This is a genomic window from Bradyrhizobium sp. AT1 (assembly GCF_001590795.1).
In the GTDB taxonomy this organism is placed as follows: domain Bacteria; phylum Pseudomonadota; class Alphaproteobacteria; order Rhizobiales; family Xanthobacteraceae; genus Bradyrhizobium.
The window spans coordinates 294,053-310,267 of the sequence record NZ_JXDL01000001.1 but is presented as its reverse complement, the minus strand read 5'-3'; the positions used below and the strand labels follow the sequence as shown (position 1 = coordinate 310,267).

15 protein-coding genes are annotated in these 16,215 nt (G+C 65.6%); 13 read left to right on the top strand and 2 right to left on the bottom strand.

Annotation, left to right across the window (positions count from 1 at the left end; all coding sequences use genetic code 11):
- Positions 1-28 precede the first annotated feature (28 nt).
- The 9 genes from lptF to SE92_RS01435 all read left to right on the top strand — a co-directional run bounded on the left by lptF (position 29) and on the right by SE92_RS01435 (position 10,064).
- Positions 29-1,198 (top strand): LPS export ABC transporter permease LptF, encoded by a 1,170-nt coding sequence (gene lptF / locus SE92_RS01475; RefSeq protein WP_063194148.1) that lies wholly within the window; start codon positions 29-31, stop codon positions 1,196-1,198.
- Positions 1,195-2,292 (top strand): LPS export ABC transporter permease LptG, encoded by a 1,098-nt coding sequence (gene lptG, locus SE92_RS01470; protein ID WP_063194147.1) that lies wholly within the window; start codon positions 1,195-1,197, stop codon positions 2,290-2,292. The genes lptF and lptG overlap by 4 nt, the downstream gene beginning before the upstream one ends.
- A complete protein-coding gene (locus SE92_RS01465) occupies positions 2,292-4,781 on the top strand; it encodes an LPS-assembly protein LptD (RefSeq protein WP_063194146.1) in 2,490 nt (829 codons plus the stop codon). The genes lptG and SE92_RS01465 overlap by 1 nt, the downstream gene beginning before the upstream one ends.
- 70 nt (positions 4,782-4,851) lie before the next feature.
- On the top strand, positions 4,852-5,787 hold the full coding sequence (locus SE92_RS01460; protein WP_063194145.1) for a SurA N-terminal domain-containing protein: 936 nt from the start codon (positions 4,852-4,854) through the stop codon (positions 5,785-5,787).
- Positions 5,787-6,800, top strand: a complete 1,014-nt coding sequence (gene pdxA / locus SE92_RS01455) for a 4-hydroxythreonine-4-phosphate dehydrogenase PdxA (RefSeq protein WP_063194144.1) — start codon at positions 5,787-5,789, stop codon at positions 6,798-6,800. The genes SE92_RS01460 and pdxA overlap by 1 nt, the downstream gene beginning before the upstream one ends.
- Positions 6,797-7,654, top strand: a complete 858-nt coding sequence (gene rsmA, locus SE92_RS01450; protein ID WP_063194143.1) for a 16S rRNA (adenine(1518)-N(6)/adenine(1519)-N(6))-dimethyltransferase RsmA — start codon at positions 6,797-6,799, stop codon at positions 7,652-7,654. Before pdxA ends, rsmA begins: the two co-directional genes overlap by 4 nt.
- Before the next feature lie 24 nt (positions 7,655-7,678).
- A complete protein-coding gene (locus SE92_RS01445; RefSeq protein WP_063194142.1) occupies positions 7,679-8,737 on the top strand; it encodes an alcohol dehydrogenase in 1,059 nt (352 codons plus the stop codon).
- 77 nt (positions 8,738-8,814) lie between these two features.
- Positions 8,815-9,102: a hypothetical protein gene (locus SE92_RS01440; protein ID WP_063194141.1), complete on the top strand. Its 288-nt coding sequence runs from the start codon at positions 8,815-8,817 to the stop codon at positions 9,100-9,102.
- 248 nt (positions 9,103-9,350) lie between these two features.
- The gene (locus SE92_RS01435; RefSeq protein ID WP_063194140.1) at positions 9,351-10,064 is read left to right on the top strand and encodes a Crp/Fnr family transcriptional regulator; all 714 of its coding nucleotides are present in this window, start codon (positions 9,351-9,353) and stop codon (positions 10,062-10,064) included.
- A gap of 8 nt (positions 10,065-10,072) precedes the next feature.
- Here SE92_RS01435 and SE92_RS01430 read toward each other — a convergent pair whose 3' ends face one another.
- Complete coding sequence (locus SE92_RS01430) at positions 10,073-10,810, bottom strand: Crp/Fnr family transcriptional regulator (RefSeq protein ID WP_063194139.1); 738 nt, start codon at positions 10,808-10,810, stop codon at positions 10,073-10,075.
- A 158-nt stretch (positions 10,811-10,968) separates the two neighbouring features.
- On the opposite strand from SE92_RS01430, the gene SE92_RS01425 reads away from it, so the two are divergent.
- Positions 10,969-11,208, top strand: a complete 240-nt coding sequence (locus SE92_RS01425) for a hypothetical protein (protein ID WP_063194138.1) — start codon at positions 10,969-10,971, stop codon at positions 11,206-11,208.
- Positions 11,209-11,224: 16 nt separating this feature from the next.
- Positions 11,225-11,926, top strand: a complete 702-nt coding sequence (locus SE92_RS01420; RefSeq protein WP_063194137.1) for a Crp/Fnr family transcriptional regulator — start codon at positions 11,225-11,227, stop codon at positions 11,924-11,926.
- Positions 11,927-11,996: 70 nt separating this feature from the next.
- Here the strand turns inward: SE92_RS01420 and SE92_RS01415 are convergent, their stop codons facing one another.
- Positions 11,997-12,596 (bottom strand): cupin, encoded by a 600-nt coding sequence (locus SE92_RS01415; protein WP_063194136.1) that lies wholly within the window; start codon positions 12,594-12,596, stop codon positions 11,997-11,999.
- A gap of 159 nt (positions 12,597-12,755) precedes the next feature.
- Between SE92_RS01415 and SE92_RS01410 the strand changes: the two genes are divergently transcribed.
- The gene (locus SE92_RS01410) at positions 12,756-13,634 is read left to right on the top strand and encodes an AraC family transcriptional regulator (protein ID WP_063203282.1); all 879 of its coding nucleotides are present in this window, start codon (positions 12,756-12,758) and stop codon (positions 13,632-13,634) included.
- Positions 13,635-14,721: 1,087 nt separating this feature from the next.
- The gene (locus SE92_RS01405) at positions 14,722-16,062 is read left to right on the top strand and encodes a caspase family protein (RefSeq protein ID WP_063194135.1); all 1,341 of its coding nucleotides are present in this window, start codon (positions 14,722-14,724) and stop codon (positions 16,060-16,062) included.
- The last annotated feature ends 153 nt before the right edge of the window (positions 16,063-16,215 follow it).

Genomic DNA, 16,215 nt, shown 5'->3' with positions numbered 1-16,215 from the left:
GGACTTGGTGGGATTCGTGCGGTAGCGCATGGGGTCGATCGATAAGTATATCTTCCGCACGACGCTGGCGTCGTTTGCGCTGGTCCTGGTCAGCCTCACCGGCGTGATCTGGATTACGCAGGCGTTGCGCGGCATCGACCTGATGACGAGCCAGGGTCAGACCATCCTCACCTTCCTCGGCATCACCAGCCTGGTCGTGCCGGCCCTGGTCCTGATCATCTCGCCGATCGCGCTGATGATCGCGATCTCGCACACGCTGAACAAGCTCGCGACCGATTCCGAGATCATCGTGATGAATGCCGCCGGCTTCTCGCCGTTCCGGCTGTTCTTTCCATTCTTCTACGCCACCTGCGTGGTGGCGCTGCTGGTTGCCTTCATCGCGGCCTATCTCGCTCCCGACGGCATGCGGCGGATCAAGCAGTGGGATGCCGAGATCACCGCGGACGTGCTCACCAACATCCTGCAGCCCGGCCGCTTCGCCCAGCTCGACAAGAACCTCACGATCCGGATTCGCGAACGCCAGCCCGGCGGCATCCTCGCCGGCATCTTCATCGACGACCGCCGCGATCCGAACGAGCGCGTCTCGATCGTCGCCGAGCGCGGCGAGGTCGTGAAGAACGAGACCGGCTCGTTCCTGGTGCTGGAGACGGGCAATCTGCAGCGCTTCGAGGCGGGCAAGCGCGATCCGGCGCTGGTGGCGTTCGGCCGGTACGGCTTCGACATGTCGAAATTCTCCAACCAGGGCCGCGACGTCACCCTGGGCATCCGCGAGCGCTATCTCTGGGAGCTGTTCTCGCCGTCCGAGAACGATCCCGTCTACAAGCAGATTCCCGGGCAGTTCCGCTCAGCCCTGCATGACAGCCTGCTCGCGCCGATCTACCCCTTCGCTTTTGCGGTGTTGACCTTCGCGTTCCTCGGCGCGCCGCGCACCACCCGCCAGAGCCGCAACTTCTCGATCGGCTCCTCGATCATCGCGGTGTTCGGCCTGCGCATGGCGGGCTTTGCCTGCTCCGTGATGGCGGTGAAGTCGGAAGGCCCGGTGCTGGTGCAATACGCGATGGTGTTCGGCGCCATCGGCGCCGGGTTGTGGATGATCATCAGCGGCGTCGTGGTCGAGCCGCCGCCCGGTCTGATGGAGGCCATCAACAGGTCGAACGCACGCATCGCGCGGCTGTTCGGACGTCCGGCCACCGCATGAGCATGCTCACCAACACACTCGGGCGCTATTTCGCCGGCCGCTTCGTGGTCGCGGCGCTCGGCGTGTTCGCGAGCATTTTCCTGCTGCTCGTGCTGGTCGATTACATCGAGATGGTGCGCAAGACCTCGGGCCTGGCATCCGCCTCGGCGCTGATGGTGGCCGAAACCTCGCTGTTCCGGGTGCCGCAGCTTCTGGAGAAGCTGACGCCGTTCTGCATGCTGATCGGCGCCATGACCTGCTATCTCGCCCTCTCCCGCCGGCTCGAACTCGTGGTGGCGCGCGCCGCCGGCATCTCCGCCTGGCAGTTCATCTCGCCGGCGCTGGGCAGCGCGCTCCTGATCGGGGTGATCGCCACCGTCGCCTACAATCCGATGTCGGCCAATTTGCGCGAAGCCTCCAAGCGCATGGAGGCCGAGCTGTTCGGGTCCTCGCCCGGCGGCGGCATCCAGGACGCCTCCGGCTTCTGGCTCAACCAGGTGACCAGCGACGGCCAGACCATCATCAACGCGGCGCGCAGCGAGCAGCAGGGAGTCCGGCTCACGGGGCTCACGCTGTTCAGGTTCGACCCTGACCAGCACTTCAAGGAGCGGGTCGAGGCGCGCGAGGCGACGCTCGAGGCCGGCCGCTGGCTGTTCAAGAGCGTCCGCCGCTTCTCGCTGGACTCACCGCCGATCGACCAGGCCACCCTGGAGATTCCGACGACGCTGACCGAGGCGCAGGTCCGCAACAGCTTTTCCACTCCCGAGACTGTGTCCTTTTGGCAACTACCGAGCTACATCCGCTCGTCCGAGAGCTCAGGCTTCGCGACAGCCGGATACCGACTCCAGTATCAAAAGCTTCTGGCGCAGCCATTTTTGCTGGCTGCCATGGTGATGCTCGCGGCCTCCGTGTCGTTGCGCTTCTTCCGGATGGGCGGCGTGCAAAAGATGGTTTTGAGTGGCGTGGGCGCAGGCTTTCTGCTCTACGTTCTGTCGAAAGTGACTGAAGACTTGAGCAAGGCTGAGTTGATGCATCCGATCGCTGCGGCGTGGTTGCCCGTGGTGGTGGGCGGCCTCACCGGCTTTTTGGCCTTGTTGTATCAGGAGGACGGTTAGTGACTGCCGTCCATCGAGGGCTCGTGTCTCGTTTGACGCGGCGCACCGTAGTGCGCGCGAACGGATGCGGCTTGTCCGTCCGCAGGCTGTTGCTGGCCGTCGCCGCACTGGCTTCGCTCGGCGGGCTGATCGATGTCGCCGCCGTGGCCCCCGCCTCCGCCCAGAGCTTCACCTACAATCCGCTGCCGCCGCGTCCGAAGCCCCCCAAGGCTCCCAACGACAACCAGATGCTGGTTCAGGCGACCGAGGTCGACTACGACTACAACAATTCGCGCGTCTCCGCGGTCGGTAACGTCCAGCTGTTCTACAACGGCACCAGCGTCGAGGCCGACCGGGTCATCTACGACCAGAAGACCAAGCGGCTGCATGCCGAAGGCAACATCCGCATGACGGATGCCGACGGCAAGATCACATATGCCGAGATCATGGATCTCTCCGACGACTACCGCGACGGTTTCGTCGATTCGCTGCGCGTGGACACCGCCGACCAGACCCGCATGGCCGCGAGCCGCGCCGACCGCTCCAGCGGCAACTACACGGTGTTCGAGAACGGCGTCTACACGGCCTGCGCGCCGTGTAAGGACGATCCGAAGAAGCCGCCGCTGTGGCAGGTCAAGGGTGCGCGCATCATCCACGACCAGCAGGAGAAGATGCTGTATTTCGAGACGGCGCAGATCGAGTTCTTCGGCGTGCCGCTCGCCTACATGCCCTATTTCTCGACGCCTGACCCGACCGTGAAGCGCAAGAGCGGCTTCCTGATGCCGGGCTACATTTCCGGCACGTCGAACACGGGCTATGGCGTCGAGGTTCCCTATTATTGGGCGATCGCGCCCGACATGGACGCGACCATCACGCCCCGCATCCTGTCGCGGCAAGGCGTGCTGATGCAGGGCGAGTTCCGCCAGCGCCTGATCGACGGTGCCTACCAGATCCGCGCCTATGGCATCGACCAGCTCGATCCCGGCGCCTTCTCCGGCCAGCCCGGCGACCGCCAGTTCCGCGGCGCCGTCGACACCAAGGGTCAGTTCGCGCTGAACGACAAATGGGTCTGGGGTTGGGACGGCGTCCTGATGTCCGACTATTATTTCTTCTCGGACTACCGCCTCTACCAGTATCGCGATCCGCTCGGCTCGTTCCTGCTGCTGCCGACGGAGGCGCTGTCGCAGCTCTATCTGACTGGCGTCGGCAACCGCAGCTTCTTCGACGCGCGCACGATGTACTGGCTCAGCTACTCGGGCAACCAGAACCAGGTGCCGATCGTCTATCCGGTGATCGACTACTCCAACGTGCTCAACTATCCGGTGTTCGGCGGCGAGTTCAGCTACAAGACCAATTTCGTGAACATGTCGCGTGACGAGGCGGTGTTCGACCCGATCACGACGCTCGCCAACACCAACAGCCTGTGCACGACGGCCTCGGCCGATCCGCTGGCGCGCATGCCATCGCAGTGCCTGCTGCGCGGCTTCCCCGGCACCTACACCCGCCTCACGGCCGAGGCGCAGTGGCGCAAGTCGTTCACCGATCCGTTCGGCCAGATCTGGACGCCGTTCGCGAGCCTGCGCGCCGACGCGATCAACTCCTCGGTCTCCAACCAGCCGGGCGTGTCGAACTATCTTCCCGTCGGCGACACCCAGGCGTTCCGCCTGATGCCGACCGTGGGCCTGGAATACCGCTATCCCTTCATCAACGTTCAGCCCTGGGGATCGACCACCGTCGAGCCGATCGCGCAGATCATCATCCGGCCGAACGAGACCTATGCCGGCAGGCTCCCGAACGAGGACGCCCAGAGCATGGTGTTCGACGCCTCGAACCTGTTCAGCGTCGACAAGTTCTCCGGCTACGACCGCGTCGAGGGTGGCGGCCGCGCCAATGTCGGCGTGCAGTCCACCACGCAGTTCGACAAGGGCGGCGCCGTCAAGGTGCTGTTCGGCCAGTCCTACCAGCTGTTCGGCATGAACTCCTTCGCGGTGCAGGATTCCATCAATACCGGCCTCGATTCGGGCCTCGACAAGCCGCGTTCCGATTATGTCGCGAGCGCCAGCTACTCGCCCAACAGCACCTACACGTTCAGCGTCCGCTCCCGCATGGACGAGCAGACCTGGAACGTGCAGCGCTTCGAGGCGGAAGGCCGCGCCAATTTCAATCGCTGGTCGGTCGCCGTGCTGTACGGCAATTACGCGCCGCAGCCGGAACTCGGCTATCTGACCCGCCGCGAGGGCATCCTGACCTCGGGCTCGATCAAGCTCGCCACCAACTGGGTGGTGTCGGGTTCGGCGCGCTGGGACCTCGAGGCCAACAAGATCAACCAATATGTGCTCGGTGCCGGCTATGTCGACGATTGCTTCGTGCTGGCGGCGAACTATGTAACTTCGTATAGCTATTCTGCGGGCACCACGCCGCCCGTGCTGAGTCATGCGTTCATGTTCCAGATCGGCCTGCGCACGCTGGCAACATCGTCGACGACCAGCAGTTCCGCCGGCCTCCAGTGAACGGTTTGAAGTGCCGGCCGCGCTTGCCCCCTCACAGGCTCGACGCGGTTGACATGCGAGCGACACAATCATGACGACCCCATTGCCCGTCTTCCGCCTTCTGCTCGCCATCAGTGCCGGGCTGATCCTGACCGGACTGCCCTCGCCCTCGCGCGCGCAGAACATCGTCGTCATGGTCAACGGCGATCCGATCACCGATTTCGACATCGACCAGCGTGCCAAGCTCGATCAGCTGACGACGCAGAAGACCCCGCCCCGGCAGGAGGTCATCAACGAGCTGATCGACGACAAGGTGAAGCTCAAGGAAGGCAAGAAGTACGGCGTCGACCCCGGCGTCACCGACATCAACCAGTCCTACGAGGGCATGGCGCAGCGCATGCGCATTTCGCCGGAGCAGCTCACCAAGTCGCTCGAATCCAAAGGCGTGCGCCCTGAAACGCTGAAGGGCCGTATGAAGGCCGAGATGGTGTGGACCAGCCTCGTGCGCGGCCGCTTCAAGGAGAAGCTGCTGGTCGGCGAGCGCGACGTCGCGCAGGCCGTGCAGGCCCAGACCGGCGACAAGCTTCAGATCGAAGGCACCGAATACAAGATGCAGCCGATCGTGCTGATCGTGCCGCGCGGCTCGTCCCCGGCGTTCCTGGAAACACGGAAGAAGGAAGCCGAGACCTATCGCTCGCGGGTCGGAAGCTGCGAGGAAGCCAATTCGCTGTTCCGCTCGACGCCGAACGCCACCATCCGCGACAGCGTCACGAAGACCACCGCGGAACTGCCGGAGGCGCTGCGCAAGGTGCTCGACGACACCCCGATCGGCCATCTGACCGCGCCCGAATTGACCAAGAACGGCATCGAGATGGTGGTGCTGTGCTCGCGCAAGCCGACCATGATCGACACGCCGAAGAAGCGCGAGGTCCGCGAGAAGATGTATCAGGAGAAGTACGAGAAGACCCAGAAGGCCTATCTCGACGAGCTCCGCAAGGCGGCGATGATCGAATATCGCAACCGCTGATGGCCCATCGCGCAAAGCCCCTCGCCCTGACCCTGGGAGAGCCGGCCGGCATCGGCCCCGACATCACGATCGCCGCCTGGCTGAGGCGCCGTGAGCTGAACCTGCCCGCCTTCTACCTGCTCGGCGACGAGGCGCTGATCGCCCGGCGCGCCAAGGCGCTCGGCGCCGAGATCAGAATCGCCGCGGTGAGCCCTGGTGAAGCCGAGGCCGCCTTCACCGATGCGCTTCCCGTGGTCGCCACCGGCGTGCGTGCCACCGCCGAGCCCGGCACGCCCGACGCATCGAGCGCACCGGCCGCGCTCGCCTCGATCCGGCAGGCGGTCACGGATGTCCGCGAGGGCCGCGCCGGCGCCGTCGTCACCAATCCGATCGCCAAGAGCGTGCTCTACCGTGCCGGCTTCCGCCATCCCGGCCACACCGAATTCCTTGCCGAGCTCGCAGCACAAGACGGCCGGGCGCCGCAGCCGGTGATGATGCTGTGGTCGCCGCAGCTCGCCGTCGTGCCCGTGACCATCCACGTCTCGATGCGTGAGGCGCTGGCCGAGCTCACCAGCGAGCTGATCGTCTCGACCGTCCGCATCGTCGCGGCCGAGCTGACCTCCCGCTTCGGCATCGCCAGGCCGCGCATCGCGGTCTCCGGTCTCAATCCGCACGCCGGCGAGGACGGCTCGCTCGGCCACGAGGAGCAGACGGTGATCGCGCCGGCGCTGAAAATTCTGCGCAATGACGGCATCGAGACCAGGGGCCCGCTGCCCGCCGACACCATGTTCCACGAGGCGGCGCGCCGCACCTATGATTGCGCCGTCTGCATGTATCACGACCAGGCGCTGATCCCGATCAAGACCGTCGCCTTCGACGACGCGGTCAACGTCACGCTCGGCCTGCCCTTCATCCGCACCTCGCCCGATCATGGCACCGCCTTCGACATCGCCGGCACCGGCAAAGCCAATCCGGCGAGCCTGGTCGCCGCCTTGAGGCTCGCCAGCCGCATGGCGGCCTCGCAGAGCATATGAGCGCGATCGACGACCTCCCGCCGCTGCGCGAGGTCATTCGCCAGCACGCGCTGTCGGCGCGCAAATCGCTCGGCCAGAATTTCCTGCTCGACCTCAACCTCACCGCGCGCATCGCGCGTGCGGCCGCGCCGCTCGAGGAGTCTACCATCGTCGAGATCGGCCCGGGCCCGGGCGGCCTGACGCGTGCGCTACTCGCGCTCGGCGCAAAGCGTGTCATCGCCATCGAGCATGACGAGCGCGCGATCCCGGCCCTGCAGGATATTTCCGCGCGCTACCCCGGCAGGCTCGAGATCGTGCATGGCGATGCCATGACCTTCGATCCGCGACCGCTGCTCGATGGCGAGCGCGCAAAAATCGTCGCCAACCTGCCCTACAACATCGCGACCCAGCTTCTCATCAACTGGCTCACCAGCGAGCCCTGGCCGCCCTGGTACGACCTGATGGTCCTGATGTTCCAGCGCGAGGTCGGCGAACGCATCGTCGCGCATGAGGACGAGGAGGCCTATGGCCGGCTCGGCGTGCTCGCCAACTGGCGCTGCGAGACCAAGATCCTGTTCGACATTGCACCGTCCGCCTTCGTGCCGCCGCCGAAGGTTACCTCCTCGGTCGTGCGCCTCAAGCCGCGCGCAGAACCCTTGCCGTGCGATCGCAGGCTGCTCGAGCAGGTCGCAGCTAGCGCCTTCGGCCAGCGCCGCAAGATGCTGCGGCAAAGCCTGAAATCGCTCGGCGTCGATCCGGCGCGGCTTGCACAAGCGGCCGGCGTCGATGCGACGCGGCGCGCGGAGACCATTCCGATATCGGGCTTTGTTGCCATGGCCCGTGAATTGGCGGATATACGCAGCGAAACCGAGTAACGAAGAAATTCCGGAGGAAAGAAAATGGCGTTGATGCGTCGGCAGTCCCTGGTCAAGTTCGATGCGCCGCTGTGCGAGACCATCGTCGATACGCCGAAGCCGCAAGGGCGCGAGGTGCTGGTGCGCATCGAGCGCTGCGGCCTGTGCCATTCCGACCTGCACATCCAGGACGGCTACGCCGATCTCGGCGGCGGCAAGAAGCTCGACACCACGCGCGGCATGACGCTGCCCTTCACCCTCGGCCACGAAATCTCCGGCGTGGTCGACGAGGTCGGCCCCGATGTCGCCGCAGGCCTCGTCGGCACCAAGAAAGCCGTCTTCCCCTGGATCGGCTGCGGCCAGTGCCGCGATTGCGCCAATGGCGATGAGAATCTCTGCGTGAAGCAGCGCTTCCTCGGCGTCTCCATCGACGGCGGCTTTGCCACCCACGTGCTGGTGCCCGACGCCAAATATCTGCTCGACTACGATCCGCTGCCCGTCAACCAGGCCGCGACCCTGATGTGCTCCGGCGTCACCGCCTACGGCGCGCTCAAGCGCCTGGTCGACCGGCCGCGCCAGCGCAACCTGTTGCTGATCGGCCTCGGCGGCGTCGGCATGATGGGCCTGTCGTTCGCGCAGGCGATGTTCGAGCAGCCGATCACGGTCGCCGACCTTTCGCCGGCCGCGCGCGACACCGCGCTGAAGAACGGCGCCGCCAATGCCTATGATCCGTCCGAGCCTGACGTGATCAAGCGCATTCTGAAAGAGACCGAAGGCGGTTTCGACGAGATCGTCGATTTCGCCGGCAACGAGAAGTCGATGGCCTTTGCGGTCGCGGTCGCCGCGCGCGGCGGCAAGATCGTGGTCTCCGGCCTGATGGGCGGCCAGTTCACGCTGCCGATGGTGCAATGGGTCTACAAGCGCATGACCATCGAGGGTTTCATGGTCGGCACGCTGGCCGAGGCCCACGAGCTGATGGCGCTGGCCCGCGCCGGCAAGATCAAGCCGACGCCAATGCGCGAGGAGCCGATGGGCGACGTCCAGAAATGGATCGACGAGCTGCGCGCCGGCAAGGTCGTCGGCCGCATCGTGCTGAAGAACTGACCCATCGCGTGCTGCGGGCCCGACGCAAGTCGGGTCCGCAGCACGGAACGCTCTCCGCCCCGCTGCGTTGGCAGCGCATGTCCATTCGTTGCACCGTCGAAAGCGCCTTCTTCATCGCCTGGAGCTGCCTCGAGCAGAGCGGCGAGCTCGGCCCGCCCGACGCGAGCGCCAACGTCATTCTCGATGCCATCGAAGCCCAGCTCAGGACCGGCGAACGCCGGCAGCTGATGCTCGCCAACAAGGCGATCGACGCCTATCGCGCGCATGCGGCTCAGCATCGCCCGTCCGGCGATCGCGAGGCGCTCCGGCTGATGAACTCCCCGCCCCTCGGGACCGCCGGCCCGGCGGTATTCCGGGCGGATTGAAGCCGGCGTCCGTCGGGCAAAGCGCACGGGGTATGGCGCCCGGAAGAAGGGTCCGCCAACGGCGAACCCGCCATGTTCAATCCTGAATGCAACAGGCGTGCGCCAGCTTACGACTCTCCGAATTCAGAAACCACGCGCGAAGTTCTGGTCGTCGAGGCGTCGTTGTGTGCACTTTGGAACCGTCGGTTCCGTCGGACGAACGTAGGGTTCTGGATGGCGCCGATTCCCGGCCAGCCCAGAGAAGAAACGTGACCGGTCGGCCCCAGAACGATCTGCTTCGGCAACTCCCCCACCAGGATTTCGAACTGCTTGCACCTTTTCTTCAGCCGGTCGAAGTCGAAGCGGGCCATATTCTGCATCACGCCGGGGACGCCGTCGCGGCGCTTCACTTTCCCTGCGGTCCCACGCTCGTGTCGTTCGCCGTACCGGTCGAGGATGATCGCGAGGTCGAAAGTCTGCTGGTGGGACGCGAGGCCGCGGTGGGCATCGCGGCGGGCCGCAATCCGTCCCTCACCTATTCACGCGTCGTCGTGAAGCTGGGCGGCACCCTCATAAGGCTGCCCCGGCGTGCCCTGGAGCAGGCGCAGCAAAGGTCGGCGGTGCTGCAAGAGGTCTTCTCGCGCTATGCCGACTGCCAGTTCGCACAATTGCTGCAGACCGCGGCCTGCAATGCTGCCCATTCGATCGAGCAGCGCGCCGCCAAATGGATCATCTCCGCACAGGACCGGATCGGGCAAGCCGAGATTCCCCTCACCCACGAGCAGCTCGCCGGTATGCTGGGCGTCTCCCGCTCCTATGCCAGCCGCGTCATCCAGATGTTCAAGGCAAGACGCATCCTCGCCACCCGTCGCGGCGCGATCCTGATCCTCGACAGGCCGGCGCTCGAAGCCAGGGCCTGCTGCTGCAACGATTGGGTGAAGAAGCATTGGGACGAGGTGCTGCGCGCGACAACAGGTGGTTGACCCACCCCTCACACCTTGGGCGGCGACTTCCGCTTCAGGTGCAGATAGGCCGGGCTGAAATCGCCGAGCCGCTGTAATTCCCGCCATTTCCGCACAATCAGCTCGCCCTCGCGCAGGTCCATGGCTCCGCTGCGACGGAGCTCGGCCAGTGTCCGGTTCACGGTCGCGATCGCCATGCCCAGCGTCTCGCCGAGTTGCACCAGGCTGATCGGCATGCGGCAGCGATCGCCGCGGACGAGCTGCGCGGCGCGGGCGCGATAGAACAGCTCGCAGAACAGGTGCGCCATGCGCGCCTGCATCGGCCGGGCGCTGTTGTTGGTGATGGCCTCGCGAAAGATCGCGGCATCGAGCAGCGTCTCGCGCCAGACCGCCTCCCCGAAGGCCGGCCGCCGCCGGAACGCGGCGAACAATTCGCGATGCGGGATGAAGGCGACGGAGGCCGGGCCCAGCGCGCTCAATCCGTGGTCCATCTGGTCGATGAAAAGGCCCTGCGCGTCCGGCAGGTCGCCGGTGAGATGGAACGCGAGATATTGTCGCCCGCCGCCGGCGAGCAGATGGTATCGCGCGACCATGCCCGAGACGACCAGTGCCGAATGTTCGGGTTTGTCGCCCTGACGGATGAAATCCTCGTTCGGCTCGAAATCGCGCACCGTCAAGGTGAGCGCCCGGATCTCGGCAAGATCCTCCTCAGTGAGCGCAGTGTGCTCGCAGAGGTTCCGGATCAGCACGTCGTAGGCTTTTTCCATGCAGCACCAAACGTCGCGCCGGATCGATCAAATGATACGTCCGGCTGGGGGTCAGCGGACTAGAACGCGAGTCGGAGACACAGGTTGCTATCTGGTTCGCGACCGCAGCGGGTCGCATCCCATCCGTCACCCTCCACGTCGAACCGAGCCGTCCCGTCATGAGCCCTACGACGATCCTGGAGCGCATCCGCGACCTGTTCACGCCGGATACGCGCGAGCACTTCGACCGCATCAGCGATGCCTTCGTCGCTGGCACCTCGAAAGAGCAGGTTCGGCCGATGTCCGATCAGGAACTCGCCCGCGCGATCCGCGCGTTCCGTTCGGTGCCGGTCTCCGACCGGACCCCCGCCACACTCTCGCGGCGCCTCGTCGAGGCGTCGGTGCCGCGCGACGGCTGAGCAGTACGCGAGGCCCATGCCGCATCCGAAGTTCATCGCGCGTCTGCAAGCCATCGATGGCCTGTCCGAGGACGAACGCCGCCAGGTCGCCGCCCTGCCTTCCACGCTGCGCCAAATTGCCGACGGCGAGACGGTGCTGCGCCAGGGCGAGGCCGCCTCGCGCTGTGTTTTCGTCGTGAGCGGCTTCCTCTACCAGGCCCGCATCGTCGGCGACCGCAGCCAGATCCTTGCGTTCCACGTTCCCGGCGACATGCCCTGCCTGCACACGCTGCTGGTTTCGCCGATGGACGCGGACCTCGTCGGCCTCGGACCGACGATCGTCGGCACGGTCGCGCACAACCAGCTTCGGCAGCTTCTCGACGGCTCCCACCATTTGACGCGCGCGTTCTGGCGCGAGACGCTGATCGATGCGGCAATCTCGCGGCAGTGGATCGCACGCCTCGGCGCGCAGGCGGCCTTGCCCAAAGTCGCGCACCTTCTCTGCGAGCTCGCCGCACGGCTGGAGGTCGTCGGCCTCGTCACGGACGGTTGCTTCCACATGCCGATGACGCAGCGGCACGTTGCCGATGCCTGCGGGCTGTCGATCGTCCACGTCAATCGCACCATCCAGGAGCTGAGGCACCGTGGGTTGATTGCCTGGGAGGGCAGCGAGATCGAGCTGCTACGGCCCGAGGAGTTGCGCGAGCTTGCCGATTTCACGCCGGACTATCTGGGCTGAACCAGCACCTGGATGCGCCGGCTCTCCACCGGAAGCCCGCGGATGGGTGGGCCGGAGCAAGCCGCCTCGTTCACCGCCGGGACCGCCATGCATCGAGCAGCGGGCCGCCGGACCCGATAACCGGATCCGGCTTGCGCACCTTGGCGATACGCTTGACGGCGTCGGGACGCTCGCGCGTGTCGGTGCACTCGTCGTAGGTCCCGGCCTGCGGATACGCGCCGACGACGAGAAAGTTCCGGCTGGACTGGATGAGGCGGTGTCCCGTGCCCGCAGGAAGCACCAGGACATCGCCGGCCTTCACACTCAATATCCGCCCCTTGATCCCGCCACACTCGACTTTGGCCGTGCCGCGTGCCACGCCCATCACTTCGTGGATCTGCGAATGGTAATGAACGAAGTCGTACACGGTATCGCGCCACGACCGACCCCAACCGTTCGTGTCGAACAGCGTGTCGATGATGACGTCAGGGGGAAACCGCGATTTCGTCAGCTTCACCGCGCCACGATAGAGCAGCACCGGAAATTTCGGATTGTTCGGAACGATACCGTCGTCGCGAAAATGCAGGATTGCCGGCTGACGGGCCCGGACCAGCGCATGCAAGGTTGCCGCGTCGGGATGGCGCTCCACCAGCTTCTTGGCGAAATTCTTGACCTGATCCTTGATCGGCATGGCGTCTCCTCAGCCGCGATTCAACGACCGCAGGGATCATAAGTTTCCCGAGCTGAAAGCATCTTGGCGCCGCTCTGCGCCCCGTGGCAAAACCGCAAGATCGGTCGAGCAGGTCACGCCCGCATGCGCTTGGCTGGTGCTGCCACGGAGAACGGAACGATGACGGCGGCGCTTCAGAACTACCATGCCCGGATGCAGCGGGTGCTGGATCACATCGACCGGCATCTCGACGACGATCTGGACCTGGATACGCTGAGCAGCGTTGCGGCCTTCTCGAAATTTCATTTCCACAGGCAGTTCACGGCGACCTTCGGGCTGTCCGTGCATCGCTATGTCCAGCTGGCCCGTCTGAAGCGCGCCTCGCATCAACTGGCCTACAGTAACGCCCAAAGCGTGACGGATATCGCGATGGATGCCGGTTACGATGCCCCGGATGCCTTCGCCCGCGCCTTTCGGCAACGGTTCGGGCAATCGCCGTCGTCGTTCCGCAATTCTCCCGACTGGGAGCCGTGGCTTGTGGCCTTCGGGCCTCTCGACAATGCGAGGAGCAAGCTCATGAGAATTTTTAGCCCTGACGACGTGACGATCCGCGATGTGCCCCCGACGCGGGTGGCGATCATGCAGCATCGGGGCGACCCGGCAACACTCGGCGACACCATCCGGCGGTTCATCGCCTGGCGCAAGGCAGCGGGCCTGCACCCCAGGACAAATCCGACCTTCAACGTCTGGCGGTCCGAACGGCGACCGGCCTCGCCCAGCGCTTACAGCACGGACCTCTGCGTCGGGACCGACCAGCCGATCGAGGCGAACGGCGAAGAAATCAAGGCCGGCGAGATTCCTGGCGGACGCTGCGCGGTGCTGCGGGTGGTCGGCTACACCGACAATCTGGAGCCCGCCGCGCTCTACCTCTATCGCGACTGGCTCCCGGCCAGCGACGAGGAGGCGCGCGACTTCCCGATCTATTGCCAGCGGCTGAGCTTCGTCCCTGATGTCGGCGAGCACGAGGCGACCGCGGATGTGTTCCTGCCGCTGAAATGAACCGTCACCGTATCCTCCGTCATTCCGGGATGCGTGCACCAGCACGCAGGCCCGGAATCCATCGGGCCGCACCGCTTGGTGCACGATGGATTCCGGGTTCGCGCTACGCGCGCCCCGGAATGACGGCGGAGGAGTTGGCCGGCTCAGCAGCGAGGCGTCGGGCAAAACACCCAAAAACCGTCAAGTCCTTCCCGCAAAGATATTCTACTTTCCCGAATTTCGGATTTGTGGCATACACACGTCATCCCGGCCCTGCCAGAGGGGCGCTTCGCGATCGTCACGAGATGCGGGTCGGGGTGCGGTGGACGCGGTAGCGCCGGCGCGATTGCGTGGGGACAGGGCGGGCAACCGTGAGTTCTGGCGCGATGCGCATACGACACGGTGCGGTCACAGCGGTTTGGTCGATGGTCGGGGGTGCGCACACCGAGCCCCGGGCGCTGAGGTCAGGCCGTCCGCGGACGGAGAAGTCGTGTGGTCCCGACGCCCGGGGTTCTGGCGTCAAGACTTGCGGCGATGTGGCGACCAACCGGCACGCGCATCGATCAGCCGCAAGGCGACGGGGGCAATAGTGCAACGCTCCCCGAGGAGAGCACGAAGGACACCGTTAAAACCAACCGCGCAGGGAAGGCCGGGCGACCGGCATCACCTGTAGTCCACCCCGTGTGCGTTCTTGACGCCCACGGACTCGGGTGCCGCCGGCGCCCGGCCTTCCCTGCGCCCTTTGGTCTTCAAAGAGCGCGAACGACAGCAAACCTCGGGCGAAACGCGCCGCGAGATCGCGAAGGCGTGTCTGCAAGTTCACCGGAGAGTTGGGGAACGCCAACAGTGCACCTTGCTCCGTCACTGCGAGCAGAGCGAAGCAATCCAGAATCTTTCCGCGGCGGCAGTCTGGATTGCTTCGTCGCAAGGGCTCCTCGCAATGACGTGGAGAGAGCGAGCGCCAAACGCGCGCTCTCGAGCCCCGGACGCAGCGCAAGAGCGCCGCAGCGCGTCCGGGACACGCGCGTGAGCTACGCCCGCCTCCCTTCACCGCTTTTCGACGGCACCCGGGACTGCTAGACTGGCGCCATTATTTTGGGGAATTTCGATGCGCGCGAAGATTTTCAATCGCGTTGTGGGGCTGGCGGCGCTGGCGCTGCTCGTCGTCATTGCACAGCCGGCATCGGCCGAGAAGCGCATTGCGCTCGTGGTCGGCAACTCCGCCTACAAGAACATCACGCCGCTCGACAATCCCTCGAAGGATGCGGGCCTGATGGCGGAGACGCTCGGTGCGCTCGGCTTCACGCTGGTCGGCGGACGCGCCCAGCTCGATCTCGACAAGGGCGCGATGGACGTCGCGGTGCAGAGTTTCGGCCGGCAGGTGCAGGGCGCCGACGTCGCGCTGTTCTATTACGCCGGGCACGGCGTGCAGGTCGCCGGCTCCAACTATCTCGTGCCTGTCGGCGCCAATCCGACGCGGGAGGCCGATGTCGATTTCCAGATGACCGACGTCAACCTCGTGCTGCGCCAGATGCAGGGCTCCGGCACCCGCCTCAACCTCGTGATCCTCGATGCCTGCCGCAACAACCCGTTCGGCTCACGCGGCTTGCGATCATCGGATGGCGGACTTGCGCAGATGCGCGCGCCCGAGGGCACGCTGATCTCCTATGCGACCCAGCCCGGCAACGTCGCGCAGGACGGCAACGACGGCCATAGCCCTTTCACGAAGGCGCTGGCGACGACGATCCGGACCGCCGGCCTCGACGTGTTCCAGACCTTCAACCAGGTCGGCCTCGCCGTGAAGCGCGCCACCGCGGGGGCGCAGCAGCCCTGGGTGTCATCCTCGCCGATCGACGGTACCTTCTATTTCGTGCCGCCGACGCAAACCGCCCCGCCGCAGATCGCGGCGATGCAGCCCGATTCCCTATCCGCGGAGCGGCTGCGCGCCGATCCCGACCGCGCCCCGTTGCGCGATGCCGCGCTGCTCAGTGAGCTCAGCGAGCGGCTCTACGAGCTCAATTTCGATCCCGACACGCCCGACGGCCTGACGCGCGCCATCACCAAGCTCCAGCAGCGGATCTCGATGACGCCGACGGGTGAAGCCACCGAAGGCCTGCTGCTGCGCATGCGTAAGATGGAGGATCTCAAGCCATGGGGCTCGATCGTCTACGGGCCGGAAAGCAGCAAATGGGGCATCTCGTGGAACCACGCCTCGCGGCGCGCGGCGGTGGCGGATGCGCGCGGCAATTGCGCCGGCGCCAAATGCCCGATCGAGCTCTCGTTCTACGGGAGAAGCTGCGGCGCCTTCGCGATCTCGGACAAATCCTGGTCGCTGGTCCAACGCGAGGGCGTGCAGCGCGCGAAAGACGCCGCGCTTGACGAATGCGGCAAGGCTGGCAAAGCTTGCCGCATTATCGGATCCGTCTGTGCCGACGGCTCCGGCCGCTGATACCATTTTTCATTCTGGATTTTTTTCTCATGTCCGATGCCGTCGTCCGTCCAATCGCCTTCGCCCTCCTCCTCACCGCCACCCTCGCCTCGTCTTCCGTCTTCGCGCAATCCGGCAGCGCCGGAGGCTCGATCGGCAATGACGAGAAGTCGC